This window comes from Neobacillus niacini (assembly GCF_046591715.1).
GTDB classification, from domain to species: Bacteria; Bacillota; Bacilli; order Bacillales; family Cytobacillaceae; genus Neobacillus; species Neobacillus niacini_L.
Genome location: NZ_JAWVNQ010000003.1, coordinates 384003 through 400759, shown reverse-complemented (window position 1 = coordinate 400759; position 16757 = coordinate 384003). Strand labels below are relative to the sequence as shown.

Sequence of the window (16757 nt, the reverse complement as noted above, 5' to 3'; positions counted from 1 at the left end):
CTTTTATAGATTTACTTACTTTATTCCAGTCATCGTAATTCCTTTAATAATATGCTTTTGGAAGAATATGAACACGATAATAGCCGGTAAGCTCGCTAGAACATTCGCTGCCATCGGTATCATTAATTCTGCTGTGTAAGCACTTTGAAAGGTAGGGATACCAACCGGCAGAGTCATCATTTTCTCTTCATTTACTGCCAGGAATGGCCATAAGAAATTATTCCAGGAAGTAATAAAGGTAAAGATTCCTAGTGCAGCCATTGATGAACGTGACAACGGTAAGAAGATGCTCCAAAAGATTCTTAACGTACCAGCTCCATCTATTTTTGCTGCTTCTACCAGCTCGTTTGGTATTCCATCATAGAATTGCTTCATGATAAAAACACCTAGCGGGGCTGCTAATCCTGGTAAAATAAGGGCACTATAGCTGTTAATCAAACCAAAGTCCATCATAATTTGAAATAAAGGGATAATCTTCGCTTCAACCGGAACCATTAAACCACCAATAATCAGCCAAAAGATAAAGTTCTTCCCAATAAATTTTAAACGTGATAAAGCAAAAGCTGCGAGTGATGTTAATACAATGGTTACTACCGTTGTTACGATTGCTACATATAAACTATTCCATGTCCATCTCCATATAGATGCATTATTTAGCACATAACTATAATTATCTAAGGTAAATGGCGCTTTTATTAACTCACTAATGACGGTAACGGCGGTTCCTCCTGGTTTTAATGCTGTCATAAACATCCATAACACAGGAATTAACCATATGAATACAAATAGATAGCCGAAGAGATGCAATAACTTTCTACTCGTAGTTGTCTTCTTTTTGACAGATGCCACAGTTTTCCTCTCCTTCCCAAGTACAAATATCAGTCTTTATTTTGAAAGAATTTAAATTGAATGAATGCAAAAACGATGGTTATTGCGAAAAGAACATAAGACATTGAGGATGCTACCCCCATTTGTTGTTCAATAAAGCCTTTTTCATAAATATATTGAACTAATGCTCTTGTTTCTGTACCAGGTCCACCATTTGTCATCAAATAGGGCTGACCAAATAATTTAAATGAATTGATAGTTTGTAATACCACTGTTAATAGCATTACACCCTTTAATGAAGGCAGAGTAATTGAAATGAATTGTTTCCAAGAATTAGCTCCATCCATTTTTGCTGCCTCATAATATTCATCCGGGATTTCCTGTAGACCTGCAAGAAATAAGACCATGTTAAACCCAACTGTCCACCAAATTGTTGCTAATAAGATAGATACCCAAGCAAGATTTTCATCCCCAAGCCAAAAGATTTCTTCAACGACTCCCATCTTATGGAGAAAAGTATTTAATAAACCTGTATAAGGCTGTAATATAAATACCCAGATGCTAGCGATTACCGAAATTGATAGAACATAGGGAAGGAAAAAGACAGAGCGAAGAAAGGTAGTTCCTTTTAACCCTGCATTAACCAGCAACGCGATTCCCAAACCAACGAAAATGAGTGCAGGCGTTGAAATTAAAACAAAAAGGATAGTATTTCCTAGAGCTTCCCAAAAGTAATTGTCCTTGAACATCGTAAGGTAATTTTTGAATCCTACAAAGGTTGAATCCATCCCTAATGTCCAATCATGCAAGCTTATAATGAAACCTTTAACGATCGGATAAAGCATAAATAAACTATAAACGATTAAAAAAGGGGCTAAGAATAAATAGGCTTTCAAATTATCGCCCCTAAAGAATTGAAACTTCACGGGTGTTACCTCCCTTTATTTAATAGAGGTTCTCGACTTTTTATTAAATCGAGAACCTCTATTATTTTTTTATTTACTTAATAAAGCGTTCACTTCTTTTTCTGCATTCTCAAGTGTGTCACTAGCCTTGGATTGGCCATTCATAAATAGGTTCAAATGCTTTTTAAGGACATCATTAATTGCTGATAGTTTTGGAGAGTTAGGCATATAAGAAACGTAGTCACCAATTTCAGCATAGTCACTTCTATATTCTAATTCTTTAAACTCAGGAGATTCTAAGATTGCCGGTTTACTAGGAACATGACCTGCTTTTGCCCAAGAAGCTGAATGTTCAGTAATCCAATTTGCAAATGTTAAGCTGGCAGTCTTTTTCTCATCACTTTGTTTTTCTTGTTTTGGAATAACAAATAAATGTGAGTCTCCCCATGTAGCTGCTTGATCAAATAATTGTGGAATTGGCAAAGCTACAAACTCAAGATCTTTATTTTGTTCTAATGCACCTGTCATCCAAACACCATTCATGTGAATCGCCGCTTTTTGGGCAGTAAACAATTCTCCGCCGTTTTTAATATTTTTTGGCCATAATTCGCCTTCAATCATTTCATTTAATAGATTTAATGCTTCTAATGATTTCTCATTATTAAAAGCAGCTTTTGTGCCATCTTTATTTAACATCTCTCCTCCCAGCTGGCTGTAGAATGTCCACCACATACGCAGTGGTGAATCACCATTCGATGTTGCAGATAATGGGAACGTACCAGCTGGTGAATTTTTCTTTACTTGTTTTAAGAATTCTACAAATCCTTCTGCACCTTGTTCAATTGATGGCTTGCCATCTGCATCTAGTAACCCAGCTTCATCAAGGATTTTTTTATTGGCAAACATAATCAATGCATGAGTATCTAACGGTACAGCATAATGTTCATCATCAATAATTGTTGCGTTGACAATATTTTCACTAAAAGTGTTCCAATCGATCTTAGCATCCGCTGAAGGCTTCTCAATGCTTTCTATTAAATTAGCAGACTGCAGTTCAGCTAGTTTAGATGCATGAGCTAAAGCTACATCGGGTGCCTGCTGTGATGTGACAGATGTTCTAATTTTTGTATAGTATTCTTCTGCTTTTAAGTTTAAAAGTTCCACTTTCACATCTTTGTTTTCTTCGTTGAATTTATTTACTAACTCTTTCATAAAATCCCCGTCTCCACCGCTTAATGGAGCCCAAAAAGTCAGTTTCGTTACACCACTTTCCTCACTTGAAGAAGTTTCCTCTTTCCCTCCACCAGAGCACGCGATAAGTCCAAACGCTAAAACAAGTATTAACATGAATACGCTTACCTTTTTCATCAAAACAGCCTCCTCTTATAACCTATAATTACAAGAGTTATTATTACATGTTTATATGTTATATAGCAAGTATTAATAAAATAAAAAGTTTTTTATTTAAACTTTATTTTTTTCTAACTTAATCAATTTCTATTTTCATCCTATCACCCCCCCTATAACATCAGCATTCCGCTATAAATTACCAAGTACTTGTATATTATTTACAAACGTATTATTATTAAATTAATTGTTACAATAAAACATATAACAAAACAAAAGTCGATACTTTTTATCACAAAGTTACTTGTAACAAAGGGAGATTATTATATGAGAACACTGCACGTAACCTTAGAGGAAGCCATTGAAATTTGTAAGACCCTGGCCCATGAGCACCGAATGAAAATTCTTCGAATATTAAGCGAAGGACCCATGAACGTTAATGACTTATCAGAAAAAATCGGGATTCCCTTTTCAACGGCTGCTGTAAATGTAAAAAAACTAGAGGATGCGGAACTAATTACGACGGAAATTGTTCCAGGACGCGGCACTCAAAAGGTAAATTCAAAAAGATACGACCGTATCATTATTAATTTGACAGAAGATGAAACGGAAGAAGAGAACATTATTTCTATTAAAATGCCGATCGGTGAGTTTGTAAGCGTTGACATTGAGCCAACATGCGGTTTATTAAGTGATACAGGCATCATTCATCCCCAGGATGATGTCCGTTCATTCTATGAACCTGAGAGAAAACTTGCCCAGCTTCTATATTTTAAATCAGGTTTTGTTGAATATCATTTTCCAAATCGAATCCCATACGGTTCTAAAGTGGAAGAATTGAACTTTTCTATGGAAATTTGCTCTGAGGCACCTTATCACAAACTGGATTGGCCATCTGATATTACCTGCTGGGTCAATGGGGTAGAGATAGGAATGTGGACAAGTCCTGGAGATTTCGGAGGCGAGAGAGGATATTTAACACCTTCGTGGTGGGGAACAAAAAATACCCAATTTGGGCTTTTAAAAAATTGGACCATTACGAGAACTGCTAGTTTTATTGACGATGTAAAAATATCGGATATAGGGATCGATCAACTAAAATTACTGGAAAAACCTTTTATTTCTTTAAAATTAGGCGTAAAAAAAGACGCAAACAATAAAGGTGGAATGAACTTATTTGGGTCAAAATTCGGAAATTATGAACAAGATATTGTCATGACCATTAAGCATTTTAAAAGAGACCATGAATAAATGAATCCCAAAAAGAGCGGCCGCATCATTGATTTAAGATGATGCGGCTGCTTATTTAGAAATAAAAAAAAGCGGTAACTATGACCGCCATCTAGCTGTATTATTGAATTAGTTTTAAGGTTGAATCCTGCATATACCAATTTTCTTCAGGAATGATATTCGATACAGTCAAAATAAATGATGGGATCCTTTCAACATCAAAAACAATGGCACCAATTTTCTTCGTGAACATGAGAAAGGCATCACCATGTGAATAAGAGGATAAATCATTTCCGATTTGAAGCAATGACATCAAAACAACTTGTTTTTCTTCAGCTTCAATGAAGAGTTGCGGTGAGAATCTTAAAATCCATTCATCTCCCTCAATCGAAAATCGGTACATTCCTCATCACCCTTTATCAACCATTTTTATAAGAATATGAGGCTGATAAAAATTTATGTTCAGATAGATTTATTAATTTTTAATGTTTGCATGAAAATACGATTTACTGGGTAAAAAAGCGCTTACTTACCTTGACTGCCCAAAAATATTCATGTATATTTAAAGCGTCATGTATCATTAATTGAATAGTAATAATATTATCTTTATGTACATGATAATATTTATCTTTGGCACTAAGAAAGTGTCTCGAAAGGCTTAGGAGGAAATAGTAAATGCAAAACGGTAAAGTAAAATGGTTCAACAATGAAAAAGGTTTTGGTTTTATCGAAGTTGAAGGCGGAGACGATGTATTCGTACATTTCAGCGCTATTACTGGCGAAGGCTTCAAGTCTTTAGAAGAAGGCCAAGAAGTTTCTTTCGAAATCGTTGAAGGAAACCGCGGACCACAAGCTGCTAACGTAGTAAAACTTTAATCTAACGACAAACCAAAGGCTGGCGAATACCGTCAGCCTTTTTTCGTGTTCACTTTGTGCCTTTTTGAAAATAGACTTATTAGTACTAAACGAACCATTATGTCAGCTTTTTTCCATATTCCTGAAGTTTTTCCCCTACGGTGCATTGTGAAATACAAAACCGATGTGCAAACCTCCTGCCACCCTCTCGTTTAAACTGTTGATGGACAAAACAGCCATTACAATATTGTCCCAGCAGGGATTCAACATGATAAAACAATTCTTTTCTGCTTGTATTTTTCACGAGTCTTTAGGCACCCCCGTTTCTTAAATTATTTGCGTCTTAGCAAAGATCTCCTTCCCCTCCAACGCCTGAGTAGCCAATTTATCTGCTTCTTTATTATCATTTCTTGGAATCGGTGTGAACTTTGGTGTTAGCGATAGCGCCTTTATTTTTTCCTCTATCCTGTCCAGCCACGCATTCAGTACATCCTCATAGCATGGCCATTCCCCTTCAAGCTGCTTTAAGACCACCTGTGAGTCCCCTTTAAATTCACAAGGCAGATGATGAACGCCTAATTCCTCTAAAAGCGTTAATGAATAATAAAAAGCTGCATATTCCGCTTCATTGTTTGTTTCCAATTCATCGAACACTTCATTCGCTCTAATTCGATATTTCTTTTTCCCTTGTTTAAAAAAGATAACCACACCAAGACCCGCTGTGTTTGTTTCCTTTTGAAATCCGCCATCAAAATAGACAGTGATTTCATGAGGATCATCCTCAATCTCAGTAACCAGCTTTTTCAGTTCCTTTAAGATCCAAGATGTACCTGCTTCATCATAAAAGTAGATGTCACTTGCCTTCCCTAGTTTTTCAAGCTCTTCACCAGCTTGTATAGCCAATTCCGTAGAAATCCAATCAGAGGTAAATTGTATTTTTTCACTTTTTCCTGTTTTATAGTTCCATTCCAGTTTGTATTTCATGATTTTCAACCTTTCTTTAAAAAAATTCTGAGTTGAAAAGAAAGAATTTATGTTTGGCACTTTCTTACAATATGACTAAACATCTAGTCTTAGCATACCCACTTCCACAAAGTAGAAATAGGAAAAATATATTTCCTGCGTTTTGTGTTAGATTATGATAAACTTTCAATTATTATGAAACAGGAGGGTGTACTTTGATTGAAGTTTACATTGACGGAGCCAGTGCTGGTAACCCAGGACCAAGCGGTGCCGGAATTTTTATAAAAGGGAATGGAACTGCCGAAAAATTTTCAATCCCGCTCGGAATGATGTCTAATCACGAGGCAGAGTATTACGCCTTTATTAAAGCACTCGAAATTTGCTTAGAGAAAGGGTATGCCCATAGTGTGGTATCCTTTCGAACTGATTCTGAACTAGTCAATAAAGCCGTGGAGAAAGAATTTGTAAAAAATAAAATTTATGCTCCCCTTTTGGAAAAAGCATTAGAGTTAACAGCACAATTTGATTTATTTTTTATGAAGTGGATTCCTAGTATTGAAAACAAAGCGGCAGACGAATTAGCTCGTTTGGCTATCCGAAAGAATAGATTGGAGGAAGAGTAATCTTCATGAAAAAGCCGATTTTTGCTGATATTAGTTTACTTTTTGTTACATTTATCTGGGGAACAACATTTGTACTTGTTCAAAATGCGATTGGCTTGCTCGAACCGTTTTCCTTTAACGGAATTCGTTTTCTAGCGGCCGCAGTTTTGCTCATATTATGGCTCGTAATCTTTGAACGCAAACAGCTTGCATATCTAAACCTAAGAATGGCTGCCTCAGGTGTTTTTATAGGTTTTTGGCTATTTCTTGGGTATGCAACCCAAACCATTGGACTATTATACACAACCACTTCTAAAGCAGGCTTCATAACGGGGTTGAGTGTTGTTTTTGTTCCACTCTTTTCGATGTTTTTGTTAAGACAATTTCCTTCGAGGAATGCAGTTGCCGGTGTTTTGGTCGCAACAATTGGTTTATTTCTGCTTACTATGACAGACGTTTCTTCCTTAAATATTGGTGACGGCCTCGTATTTATCTGTGCCATCAGCTTCGCCTTGCATATTATTTTCACAGGAAAATTCTCTAGTCAATATCCAACCCTGCTATTAACAGTGATTCAGATTTCCACTGTCGCAATTTTATCTATTCTTTCCGCTTTTTTCTTTGAAGATTGGCGGTTATCTTTTAATGCAGATATCCTGCTATCTGAAGATGTCATTATTGCCTTGGTTATTACAAGCGTGTTTGCGACAGCCTTGGCCTTTTTGATTCAAACAAACTTTCAAAAATATACAACTGCAACCAGGGTGGCATTGATCTTTGCCATGGAACCCGTTTTTGCAGCTATTGCAGGCTATTACTGGGCTTTTGAACGTTTATCTTATAGTGCTTTATTCGGCTGTATCTTAATCTTTGCTGGGATGATTTTTGCAGAGCTTCCCGCAAATAAAATACCATTATTCAGAAAAAACAAGAGCTTTCAAGGTTAAACAAAAATCCTCCCGTTCTGGGAGGATTTTTGTTTAAATGGCCACTAGTTCTCTTTCTTTAACGAACTTCAAGGCAGCATTTCTTGTTTGTATCTTGCTCGAAACAAGGGTTTCTAATAATGACACATAAAAGCTTCCATCAAAAGTTTTCTGGGCTTTTAGTGTGATCTCTATCGCAGAATTAATCAATTCATCGGAAGCACTTGTATAGTGTTTCCCGAAATAAATAAACCCAATTGCATCCTCTTGAAATTGAAATCCTTTTCCTTCTAGGTAGTGCAAGTACTCATCAACTGTTCGCACTGGCTTCTCCATCCCTCTCCAAGCAATCTAAAACCATCTACTATCAGATTTTAACTTAAATTTCGACAATTTTCTACTATTTTTTGTACATAAATGCCCAATTACTCCGACTAATGCCCCAAGAACGGCACCGCCTATTACTTCTTCAGGCTGATGTCCTAACATTTCCTTTAACTTTTTTGGAGATTCTTGTTCAAATTCTACACTTTCTTCTTTATCTACTTTTTCCATTAAATCATGCATGGAGTTAACTTTTAAAGTTAATTCACCAGTCTGCCGGCGGATTCCTTGTGCGTCATACATGACAATTAACCCATAAACAAGCGATAAAGCAAAATCGAAAGTAGGCAGCCCTCGCTGCAGGGCAATATATGTGGTTAAGGTTGAAACTCCCGCTGAGTGGGAGCTTGGCATCCCGCCTGTTTGGAAGAAGAGGTCCGGGCGCCATTCTTTCTTTTTATAATAATGAATGGGAATCTTTAAGCCCTGTGCTAAAGCAATACTGGAAAGAGCTAAATAAACACCTTTGTTCATTTTTATCACCTCTTATCTTTATTGTTTAGAAAGTTGAGTTTTATTATTCCGTGTGGAAATACTAAAAAATATGGGAGGTGAGAAGGATGAGCAAAAATGGTCATGCTAATCGCGGTGTAAAAGCTCCTGGTGTTAATCCACAAGGATATGGTCAAGATGCTGAGTTTGCTGAGGAACCAAAAAGCAAATTAGAAAATGCACAAAAGAAAAAAAATACAAAATAATTCCATTGAAAGAGGCTGCCCTATTTTTTAGGACAGCCTCGCATATTAAGAGATAAAAGAAGCTTCAAGCGGAAGCAGACGGTGCAAGCCGCGAAGTTCTAATTCATTTAATTTGTCTAATGCTTTGTTCTTTTCAATTTTAAGTCCAGCCTGCATGAGGTCACAGTTAACTGGAACATCACATTTAATTTCCGCAAGCTTGCGTGACAAATGGAGCATTTCTAAATCCTGTTCAATTTTCGTTTTATGAGACTTAGAAAGACGATCAAGATTCGAAATAATCCCCTCGACATGTTCAAATTCCTTTAGAAGCTTTAGAGCGGTCTTCTCTCCGATTCCCTTAACTCCAGGGTAATTATCACTAGGATCCCCCATTAATGCTTTTAGATCGATCATTTGACGAGGTTTAATGCCTTTTTCTTCAAAGAAAGTATCTGGTGTATGCACAAGATAGTTTCCATAGCCTTTTTTCAAAAGTATCACTGAAATGCTTTCATCAAGAAGCTGAAGAATATCTTGGTCACCTGTCAGGATCGAAACATGCGCCTGTTCTCTAGCCTGATAAGCAATCGTACCAATACAGTCATCTGCTTCATAGCCCGCTAAACCAATGTTAGGAATGTCAAAAGCCGCCACTACCTCTTTTACTAAATCAAATTGAGGAATTAATTCGATTGGTGCTTCACCGCGATTCCCTTTATATGCATCAAATAACTCAGAACGGAATGTTTTACTTCCCATATCCCAGCAAACTGCCACATGTGATGGTTTAAAAGAAGAAACTGCAGTAAATAAATGTTTAATGAATCCGTGAATTCCATTCGTCGGAATTCCTTTTGAATTTATCATAAACTGGCCTGAAACAGCCGTAGCATAAAAAGCACGAAATAATAAAGCCATACCATCAACTAGCATTAGTGAAGGTTTTTGAGTCATTTATATGGACCCTCCTATCGAGTTAAAAATAACACGATTTCTATTATAACATAAAAACTTACTCTATCTTGTTTTCAGGATAGGAAATCCAATCGCTAAAACTTCCCAAGTAAAGTTTTACCTTTTTATAACCTGCTGCCTTTAATGCTAGAAAATTGGGTGCAGCTGTAACACCTGAACCACAATAAACAATAATATTGTTTTCAGGATTAATGTCTCTGAAACGCTGCTTCTGAACTTCAACTGGCAGATAATACCCTGCATTTAACCCTTCAAACCATGGTTTATTCATTGCCCCAGGAATTCTGCCGGCCTTTTTATCTATTGGCTCTTCTAATCCTAAATACCTTTTTTCCTCCCTGGAATCGATTAGGATTGTAGAGGGAACTTGTCCATTCACGATAGTCCTTACTTCCTCCATACTAGCGATCAGACCATGATTCATTATCGGCTGAAAGACAGCTTTATTAAAGGTCTGCACTTCGGATGTAACTGGGTAATTTCCTTCCTCCCAGCCTCTATAGCCTCCATCCAATACAAACACCTTTTCATGTCCAAGATACTGCAGCAGCCACCAGAATCTTGCTGCACACGCACCTTCTCCCTGATCATATGCAATGACTGTTGAATTTTCACTAATACCAGCTTGTTCCAGTTTATGAACAAACTCTTCGAGGTCTGGCAGCGGATGTCTTCCGCCATGATCACCAATTTCACCCGACAAATCTTTCTCAAGATCAAAATAGATGGCACCAGGAATATGCTTTTGGTCATATTCCTGTCTGCCTTTCTTTGGGTCTGCTAATGAAAATGAACAATCCACAACACGAACTTGTGGATTATTTAAATTTTTTAGCAGCCATTCCTTTTCAATAATATTATTCATAGAAATCCTCCGATGAACTACTATTTGGACTCTTCAAGTTTTTGATAAACATCTTGTAATATCTCGATGGATACTCCCCCATCTAAAGCGGTAAGAAGACTCAAATAAAAATCGTCTGCCTGTTCCTCCATTTGGGATAGTAAGTTTTCAAATTGACCTGTCAAAATACGGGTGTAAAATTGATTTAACTTTTCACCTTCAGATTTTAGATACTCATCAGCCGGATCATTTAATACATGATAAAGCTCATCACTCATAAGCTTTTTTTCATTTTTCTCGAAAAAGGACTTAGGATTTTTAAAATATGAAAGTGCTTTTGCAAACAGCTGCTTATTTAGCTCAATGAATGCTAAAGGAAACTCAATCTTCTCTTCATGCTTCATCTCAAAAGGGGCAAATGATAGATCCTTATTGATTTCCTTCATATTGCGAGTTAAGGCTGTATGATAGTCGTTTAATACTTTACCGGCAAAAGAGTCCAGTCTGACAGTAGTTGCACGTAATTCCTGTGCAAAATCGAAGCCCAGGCTTTCTAACATTTCATCCAATGCTGAATGTAACGCTTTCTTTAAATTTCTTCCGTCATCCCTTAGCGTGGCAGGATTAAATGCCTCTTTAAAAAAGTCGCCAAAACGGAGGAAGACTCTTTGTTTAATATAGTAAAGGAGTTCTTCACCTTCTAGGGTCATACGTTTTTGCAGTGCCTCAGGTGTTTGTTTTTCAAGCAGCTCTTTTATCAGGGCTTTTTGCTTTTGGATTTCAGTACGTTTTTTGTCTTTAACAGATTGGTCTTCTTTAGAATTTCGAATTAAGTTGCCTACCAATTCCTGGACACGATTTAACTCATTACCAGCTGATGTAATCGCCATTTCCGTTAAATCATTAGAAATAAAATGGTAGAAATCTCCTTCAAAATTCCCCATTCCTGAGTGTTCATCACTGTTTGGTTCTACTTTTTCCTTTAGAGCTAACAAACTAGATAATGGATAGAGATGTGGCTTCCGAATTCCATATTTTATTAATTGTTCTGTTAGGTATTCGGCAACACTTTCCTTCTCTTCATCATTCTCAGCTAAGTCAATGGCATTAATAATAAAGAACATTTTATCTAACTGGAAGGAGTCTTTCACGCGGCCAAGCTGGATTAAGAATTCCCTGTCCGCTTTTGAAAATGCATGATTATAATACGTTACAAAAAGAATTGCATCTGAATTTTTAATATAATCAAATGCCACTCCAGTATGACGGGCATTAATTGAATCGGCCCCTGGCGTATCTACGAGTGTAATTCCTTTACGAGTCAGTTCACAATCATAGTAAAGCTCAATCCATTCCACGAAGCACGACTTTTCCTCCAATGCAACAAAATCAGCAAATTCGTTTAAGTCTGTTACTAGGACACTTCCAAGCTGCTCACCGTGTAAGTGGAAGCCCTTTTTGAATGCTTGTAAAAAAGCATAGTGTGTCTTTTCCGCTACACCTTCCTTCCCCTTTTCAAGCATCACCTTATCGATTTCGCTTGAAGCCGCTTCTAAAGCAGGACTTTGGCGTTCAAATAATTTTAAAGACCGGTTAACATCCTCGAGCATCGCGTTTGCTTCTTTAAATTTTACAAGCACGGTTCCGTGTGGATAAGTCTCACTTACAGGCTTGATTTTATTAATCGCTGCCGTTGTTGGATTAGGTGATACTGGCAGCACCTTTTCTCCCATCAGTGCATTAGCAAAGGAAGATTTACCTGCACTAAAGGCACCAAATAATGCTACTGTAAAACCCTTGTTTGCTAAACGGGCTCCTTTGTCTTCTAATTCCTTTGCCAGCTTTTGAAATCCAGGCAGGTTATCGATTAGCTTGGCAGACTGATTCAAACGGGAAACCATATTCTGTAAATGGCTTCTTGCTGTTTCTGTTTCAGTTTGCTTCGTAACATTTGATACTACCGTTGGTACCGGTGCTTTCTTTTGAATTGTTTCTTTCACTGGCTTGGATTGACCATAAATTACTTCGGCTTCTTCCTCTTCCTGCTGGAATAACATATGATTATCGGTATTGACTTCCGCTCCTTCACTCAGCAGAGATTCAACCTTTGCAGCTTTTGCAGCTGTTTCTTTTACAAAGTTCTCTTTTTCAGATAGTGCACTGACATACTGTTCCATATTTCTGAACTCTTCTTGGTACATTTCAGTTAACTTCGTTGTCTTTGCCTCTAGTTCGGGCATGAGTGCCTGTTTAAACTCTAAAACACCTTCTCTTGCTATCTTTTTGATTCCATTCGCTAAATCCTCTGTGTAATGAAGGACATACTCACCAGAAAGGCGGGCTCCTGGCTTAACGCTTTGCACAATTAATTCAATCGGTACAGTAATTGAAAAAGACTGCGCTTTGTTTTGAAGATGCTGGTCATCAAGACTGTAGTTCTTCAAGATAGAAATCAAATACTCACGCAAATGCCATTCAAGCTGTGACTTTGTTTTCTCTAACAGGTCCTCGTAAAGTCGATTAAGGCGTGCATTCTTTTCCTCTAACGTCTTTTGTTTTGAAAAAAGAAATCCTACCTTAAACTCCGGCTGTACTGCTTCAAGATATGCCTCCGCTAATTCCCTTGTTTGAAAGGGCATCAAATAGGCGTTATTCAAAATGGTAACAATCTCTTTATCCATTTCCTTTTCGGTTTCCTCTACCCCTTTTTCAAGGGTCTCGAGATTTGCACTGATGGATTGATAGCTTTGTGTTAGTTCCTGTTTCTCTTCTTCAGGAAGTTCATTCAACATATCAAAAACTGGCTGAAGCTCTTCTTCCCGTCTATTGCGGTCCTGATCTAGATGGTCAAGTGCAATTTTTTTCAGAGAATGGAAAATGGATTGCTGCAAAAGCTGATCCTTATTCTGCAATTTATCGGCAATAAATTTCTTCAGATCATTAAATTCATTCAATTTATGGTCTTGGAACTTTAATGAGGTATAAAAGATTCGAGCCGGCTTAACACCCCACGCAGCAAAAGATTCCTTGACACTATTTTGAAATTGGCGGAATGATAATTCTTCTTCTCTGTGCTTATCCACTTGGTTAATAACGAGATAAACTTCTTTTCCAGCTTCCGTTAATTCTTTCGTAAATAAAAAATTCAGCTCTGCTTGGACATGATTGTAATCCATCACGTATAAAACTAGGTCCGCTAGGTGGATAGCTGATTCCGTTGCAACCCTGTGAGCATCATCTGCTGAATCTATTCCTGGAGTATCCATAATAACGGTGTTTTCAGGTAACTGAGAGTCGGCATGGCTGATTTCGATTTCCTCAATTTGGTCGCCATCCTTACAATAATTCTTTACTAATTCGTAATCATATGGTGCTAAATACACCCGCGGCTTTTCATTTTTGAAAAAAACCTTAGCATATTCCTCGCCTGATTTTACCTTGACGAGGTTCGCGCTGGTGGGAATCGGGCTCGATGGAAGCAGATTCTCACCGACCACTTTGTTGATCATCGTTGACTTCCCAGCCGAAAAGTGACCGCAAAAAGCAATCATAAACTCCCGATTTTGAAGCTTTTTTGCCAATTGCTTAGTCTTCTCAGCATTTTCTGTATCGCCAGTTTTGATTAGGTATTCATATAAAGCAAGGATCTTATTTTTAAGCGATGGTATTGTTTCTGTTTTATTAGCCGTATGCACCATAATTTCTTCCCCTTGTTCACAACTTTGTAATATTTTATATTTTATACGATAATTCAAACTTTTCCTATCGTGAAAACGTAATTTGTTAACATAATATTCACGCATTATTTTTTCCGCTCAGGTACTATTAGATTATTAGATGATAAGGATGTGGAATATGGCCTATAAAGAACGTATCGAGTCAGAGGAATTAAAGCTGTTTAGATCTTTGAACAATCGTATGGTTTTACCCAGTAAAGAGAAAAAAATCTACTTGTACCTTGAAAAAGGTTATCAGGGGGAGGTTATGTTTGATCAATTAACTGAAAGTCTGGATGCACGGAAGTTTTTAGTATTAAATGATTTGCGGCTAGAGATAAATTCGACAAATTTCCAAATAGACACCTTTCTCATTGGCCAAGGTACCCATTTTCCATGTGAAGTGAAAAATTATGAGGGGGATTATTATTATAAATCTGATCAATTTTATGTAATAAATGATACTGTGATACAGAATCCACTTGATCAATTAAAAAGAAGTGACACCTTACTTCAGCAAGTTTTCCAAAAAATAAATTACTCTATCTCCATAAAATCAAATGTATTCTTTGTTAATCCAGCATTTACCCTCTACCAGGCACCATTGGACAAACCCATTATATATCCCACTCAACTCGCTAAATATTTTGAAGAATTAAATGCGAAACCCTCTATACTAAACGAAGATCACTTTAAACTAGCAGACTATTTAATAAAGGAACATAAACCAGCATCTCCCTACACCCGACTGCCCCCTTATAGCTATGAGCAATTAAATAAAGGAAAAACTTGCATTTCATGCCATTCCTTTTCGGTTAAGGCAGGAGAGACTAAGATAGTGTGCAGCGTATGTGCCAGTGTGGAACATGTCGAAAAAGGGATACTTCGATCTGTTAGGGAGTTACAGCTTCTCTTTCCAAATATTAAAATAACCACCAATCTGGTTTATGAGTGGTGTAAAGTGATTGAATCTAAGAAACAGATTAGGAGGATTCTGCAAAAACATTATAAGGTTTATTGCAGAGGAAAGTATACTTATTACAAGTAATTTAGATTCCTACATGTAGGTCATGTGGAGGTTCTTTAGTGACCTTTTTTCTGGCGTTATAAGCAATCTATAGGTACCTTATTTATTTTTCCAGTTTGCTTCGGTCATTATGGATCCTCTATAGGTTCCCTACTTAATTTTTCAGCAATGCTTCGGTCACTATGGACCCTCTATAAGTTCCCTACTTAATTTTCCAGCATTGCTTCGGTCACTATGGACCCTCTTTAGCTACCCTTCTCACTTTTACAGCATTGCTTCGGTCACTATGGACCCGAATAGCTATCCTATTCATTTTCCCAGCATTTGCTTCGGTCACTATGGACCCTCTATACCTACCCTATTCATTTTTCCAGCATTGCTTCGGCCACTATGGACCCCAATAGCTACCCTATTCATTTTCCCAGCATTTGCTTCGGTCACTATGGACCCTCTATACCTACCCTTCTCATGTTTCCAGCATTGCTTCGGTCACTATGGACCCTCTATAGCTACCCTTCTCAATTTCCCAACTTTGCTTCGGTCACTATGAACGCTCTATAGCTACCTATTCATTTTCCCAGCAATGCTTCGGTCACTATGGACCCTCTATAATTACCCTACTCAATTTCCCAGCAATGCTTCGGTCACTAAGATACCATTTTCATTCTCGAACAAAAGAAAAAAGCCAAGGATTTCTCCCTAGCTCAAGTTTGTAGCGCTCTTACCGTGTTACGTTTCTTAAGACGTGCTTCATGACAAATGCGTATATAATTACCGTTCCACCTACAAATGCAAAAGCCATAAGATACACCTTCCTATCCGCTCATATAAAGTGAGAATGATTTTCATTCTTTGTTAAAAATAGAATATCATAGTTGATAATCATTTTCAACATAAACAAGTTAATTGTCATATTTATTTAACAATTTCGGCAAAAAGCGATTACAGCTTTCAAAGCTTCCTTCGTATTCAGTCAACTCCTTCAATGCTTCTTCCTCGGCTGGTATGCGGATTGACAGCATTAATATGTTTAATAACGTAAACAAGCTGGCCGTTATGTATGCACCAAACATCAAGGGCACAACCAGGAGCTCAATTGAAACTACTAAATAATTGGGATGTTTTATGAATTTATATGGGCCTTTTCTAACGACATCGACCTTTGGCAGCACAATAATTTTAGTGTTCCAGTAATGGCCAAGCGATGATATTGCCCACACTCTTATCAGCTGTGCACATACAAATACTGCTGCGAACATGGGCCAAACAGATGATAACTCACGAGAAAAGGTAACCTTTTCAAAAAAGAAAACAACAAAGAACAAAGAATGCATCAGCACGATAAAGTGGTAATGCTTCTTACCAAATTCTTTCGCACCTCGTTCTTTCATCCACTTCTCATTTCTTCTGGCGATACCTAACTCCAGTAACCGCTGGATTACTAATACTGAAAAAAATATGAAAAAAGTAATCAT

Annotated in this window: 18 protein-coding genes; 6 read left to right on the top strand and 12 right to left on the bottom strand. The window is 37.3% G+C overall.

Annotated elements, in window-relative coordinates; translation table 11 throughout:
- Positions 1-15 precede the first annotated feature (15 nt).
- The 3 genes from SFC47_RS11935 to SFC47_RS11925 form a co-directional block, all read right to left on the bottom strand.
- Positions 16-849, bottom strand: a complete 834-nt coding sequence (locus SFC47_RS11935) for a carbohydrate ABC transporter permease (protein WP_411254487.1) — start codon at positions 847-849, stop codon at positions 16-18.
- A gap of 29 nt (positions 850-878) precedes the next feature.
- Complete coding sequence (locus SFC47_RS11930) at positions 879-1754, bottom strand: carbohydrate ABC transporter permease (protein WP_411254486.1); 876 nt, start codon at positions 1752-1754, stop codon at positions 879-881.
- Positions 1755-1823: 69 nt separating this feature from the next.
- A complete protein-coding gene (locus SFC47_RS11925) occupies positions 1824-3101 on the bottom strand; it encodes an ABC transporter substrate-binding protein (protein WP_411254485.1) in 1278 nt (425 codons plus the stop codon).
- Between the two features lie 306 nt (positions 3102-3407).
- On the opposite strand from SFC47_RS11925, the gene SFC47_RS11920 reads away from it, so the two are divergent.
- Positions 3408-4331 carry an ArsR/SmtB family transcription factor gene (locus SFC47_RS11920; protein ID WP_411254484.1) on the top strand — a complete coding sequence of 308 codons (924 nt, stop codon included), beginning with the start codon at positions 3408-3410 and terminating at the stop codon, positions 4329-4331.
- A gap of 100 nt (positions 4332-4431) precedes the next feature.
- Here the strand turns inward: SFC47_RS11920 and SFC47_RS11915 are convergent, their stop codons facing one another.
- Positions 4432-4713, bottom strand: a complete 282-nt coding sequence (locus SFC47_RS11915; protein ID WP_411254483.1) for a hypothetical protein — start codon at positions 4711-4713, stop codon at positions 4432-4434.
- A 272-nt stretch (positions 4714-4985) separates the two neighbouring features.
- Here SFC47_RS11915 and cspD point away from each other — a divergent pair, with 272 nt between their 5' ends.
- Entirely contained in the window at positions 4986-5186 is a 201-nt protein-coding gene (gene cspD / locus SFC47_RS11910; RefSeq protein WP_026563856.1) for a cold-shock protein CspD, read from the top strand.
- Between the two features lie 97 nt (positions 5187-5283).
- On the opposite strand, the gene SFC47_RS11905 is transcribed toward cspD, so the two are convergent.
- Both SFC47_RS11905 and SFC47_RS11900 read right to left on the bottom strand, forming a co-directional pair.
- On the bottom strand, positions 5284-5469 hold the full coding sequence (locus SFC47_RS11905) for a zinc-finger domain-containing protein (RefSeq protein ID WP_411254482.1): 186 nt from the start codon (positions 5467-5469) through the stop codon (positions 5284-5286).
- A gap of 23 nt (positions 5470-5492) precedes the next feature.
- On the bottom strand, positions 5493-6149 hold the full coding sequence (locus SFC47_RS11900; protein ID WP_411254481.1) for a ribonuclease H family protein: 657 nt from the start codon (positions 6147-6149) through the stop codon (positions 5493-5495).
- Positions 6150-6343: 194 nt separating this feature from the next.
- Here SFC47_RS11900 and SFC47_RS11895 point away from each other — a divergent pair, with 194 nt between their 5' ends.
- Positions 6344-6751, top strand: a complete 408-nt coding sequence (locus tag SFC47_RS11895) for a reverse transcriptase-like protein (RefSeq protein ID WP_411254480.1) — start codon at positions 6344-6346, stop codon at positions 6749-6751.
- Positions 6752-6756: 5 nt separating this feature from the next.
- A complete protein-coding gene (locus SFC47_RS11890; protein ID WP_411254479.1) occupies positions 6757-7677 on the top strand; it encodes a DMT family transporter in 921 nt (306 codons plus the stop codon).
- A gap of 33 nt (positions 7678-7710) precedes the next feature.
- On the opposite strand, the gene SFC47_RS11885 is transcribed toward SFC47_RS11890, so the two are convergent.
- Together SFC47_RS11885 and SFC47_RS11880 are read right to left on the bottom strand one after the other, a co-directional pair.
- Positions 7711-7992: a DUF6123 family protein gene (locus SFC47_RS11885; RefSeq protein ID WP_411254478.1), complete on the bottom strand. Its 282-nt coding sequence runs from the start codon at positions 7990-7992 to the stop codon at positions 7711-7713.
- 15 nt (positions 7993-8007) lie between these two features.
- Positions 8008-8514: a divergent PAP2 family protein gene (locus SFC47_RS11880; RefSeq protein WP_411254477.1), complete on the bottom strand. Its 507-nt coding sequence runs from the start codon at positions 8512-8514 to the stop codon at positions 8008-8010.
- An 86-nt stretch (positions 8515-8600) separates the two neighbouring features.
- On the opposite strand from SFC47_RS11880, the gene sspL reads away from it, so the two are divergent.
- A complete protein-coding gene (sspL, locus tag SFC47_RS11875) occupies positions 8601-8738 on the top strand; it encodes a small, acid-soluble spore protein L (RefSeq protein ID WP_179159265.1) in 138 nt (45 codons plus the stop codon).
- Between the two features lie 45 nt (positions 8739-8783).
- Here the strand turns inward: sspL and SFC47_RS11870 are convergent, their stop codons facing one another.
- Genes SFC47_RS11870 through SFC47_RS11860 form a run of 3 tightly spaced genes read right to left on the bottom strand, consistent with a single transcriptional unit; the run spans position 8784 to position 14237 of the window.
- Positions 8784-9674: a 5'-3' exonuclease gene (locus tag SFC47_RS11870; RefSeq protein WP_411254476.1), complete on the bottom strand. Its 891-nt coding sequence runs from the start codon at positions 9672-9674 to the stop codon at positions 8784-8786.
- A gap of 58 nt (positions 9675-9732) precedes the next feature.
- Positions 9733-10560 carry a sulfurtransferase gene (locus SFC47_RS11865; protein ID WP_411254475.1) on the bottom strand — a complete coding sequence of 276 codons (828 nt, stop codon included), beginning with the start codon at positions 10558-10560 and terminating at the stop codon, positions 9733-9735.
- Between the two features lie 20 nt (positions 10561-10580).
- Positions 10581-14237 (bottom strand): dynamin family protein, encoded by a 3657-nt coding sequence (locus tag SFC47_RS11860; protein ID WP_411254474.1) that lies wholly within the window; start codon positions 14235-14237, stop codon positions 10581-10583.
- Between the two features lie 139 nt (positions 14238-14376).
- On the opposite strand from SFC47_RS11860, the gene SFC47_RS11855 reads away from it, so the two are divergent.
- Complete coding sequence (locus SFC47_RS11855; protein WP_411254473.1) at positions 14377-15303, top strand: nuclease-related domain-containing protein; 927 nt, start codon at positions 14377-14379, stop codon at positions 15301-15303.
- An 881-nt stretch (positions 15304-16184) separates the two neighbouring features.
- On the opposite strand, the gene SFC47_RS11850 is transcribed toward SFC47_RS11855, so the two are convergent.
- Entirely contained in the window at positions 16185-16757 is a 573-nt protein-coding gene (locus SFC47_RS11850) for an isoprenylcysteine carboxyl methyltransferase family protein (protein ID WP_411254472.1), read from the bottom strand.

Excerpts from the sequence above, each read along its gene's own strand:
- cspD (WP_026563856.1), top strand. The coding sequence starts at position 4,986 with ATGCAAAACGGTAAAGTAAAATGGTTCAACAATGAAAAAGGTTTTGGT.
- SFC47_RS11925 (WP_411254485.1), bottom strand. The coding sequence starts at position 3,101 with ATGAAAAAGGTAAGCGTATTCATGTTAATACTTGTTTTAGCGTTTGGA.
- SFC47_RS11880 (WP_411254477.1), bottom strand. The coding sequence starts at position 8,514 with ATGAACAAAGGTGTTTATTTAGCTCTTTCCAGTATTGCTTTAGCACAG.
- SFC47_RS11885 (WP_411254478.1), bottom strand. The coding sequence starts at position 7,992 with ATGGAGAAGCCAGTGCGAACAGTTGATGAGTACTTGCACTACCTAGAA.
- SFC47_RS11920 (WP_411254484.1), top strand. The coding sequence starts at position 3,408 with ATGAGAACACTGCACGTAACCTTAGAGGAAGCCATTGAAATTTGTAAG.
- SFC47_RS11855 (WP_411254473.1), top strand. The coding sequence starts at position 14,377 with ATGATAAGGATGTGGAATATGGCCTATAAAGAACGTATCGAGTCAGAG.
- SFC47_RS11915 (WP_411254483.1), bottom strand. The coding sequence starts at position 4,713 with ATGTACCGATTTTCGATTGAGGGAGATGAATGGATTTTAAGATTCTCA.
- sspL (WP_179159265.1), top strand. The coding sequence starts at position 8,601 with ATGAGCAAAAATGGTCATGCTAATCGCGGTGTAAAAGCTCCTGGTGTT.
- SFC47_RS11860 (WP_411254474.1), bottom strand. The coding sequence starts at position 14,237 with ATGGTGCATACGGCTAATAAAACAGAAACAATACCATCGCTTAAAAAT.
- SFC47_RS11865 (WP_411254475.1), bottom strand. The coding sequence starts at position 10,560 with ATGAATAATATTATTGAAAAGGAATGGCTGCTAAAAAATTTAAATAAT.
- SFC47_RS11890 (WP_411254479.1), top strand. The coding sequence starts at position 6,757 with ATGAAAAAGCCGATTTTTGCTGATATTAGTTTACTTTTTGTTACATTT.
- SFC47_RS11900 (WP_411254481.1), bottom strand. The coding sequence starts at position 6,149 with ATGAAATACAAACTGGAATGGAACTATAAAACAGGAAAAAGTGAAAAA.
- SFC47_RS11870 (WP_411254476.1), bottom strand. The coding sequence starts at position 9,674 with ATGACTCAAAAACCTTCACTAATGCTAGTTGATGGTATGGCTTTATTA.
- SFC47_RS11850 (WP_411254472.1), bottom strand. The coding sequence starts at position 16,757 with ATGATTACTTTTTTCATATTTTTTTCAGTATTAGTAATCCAGCGGTTA.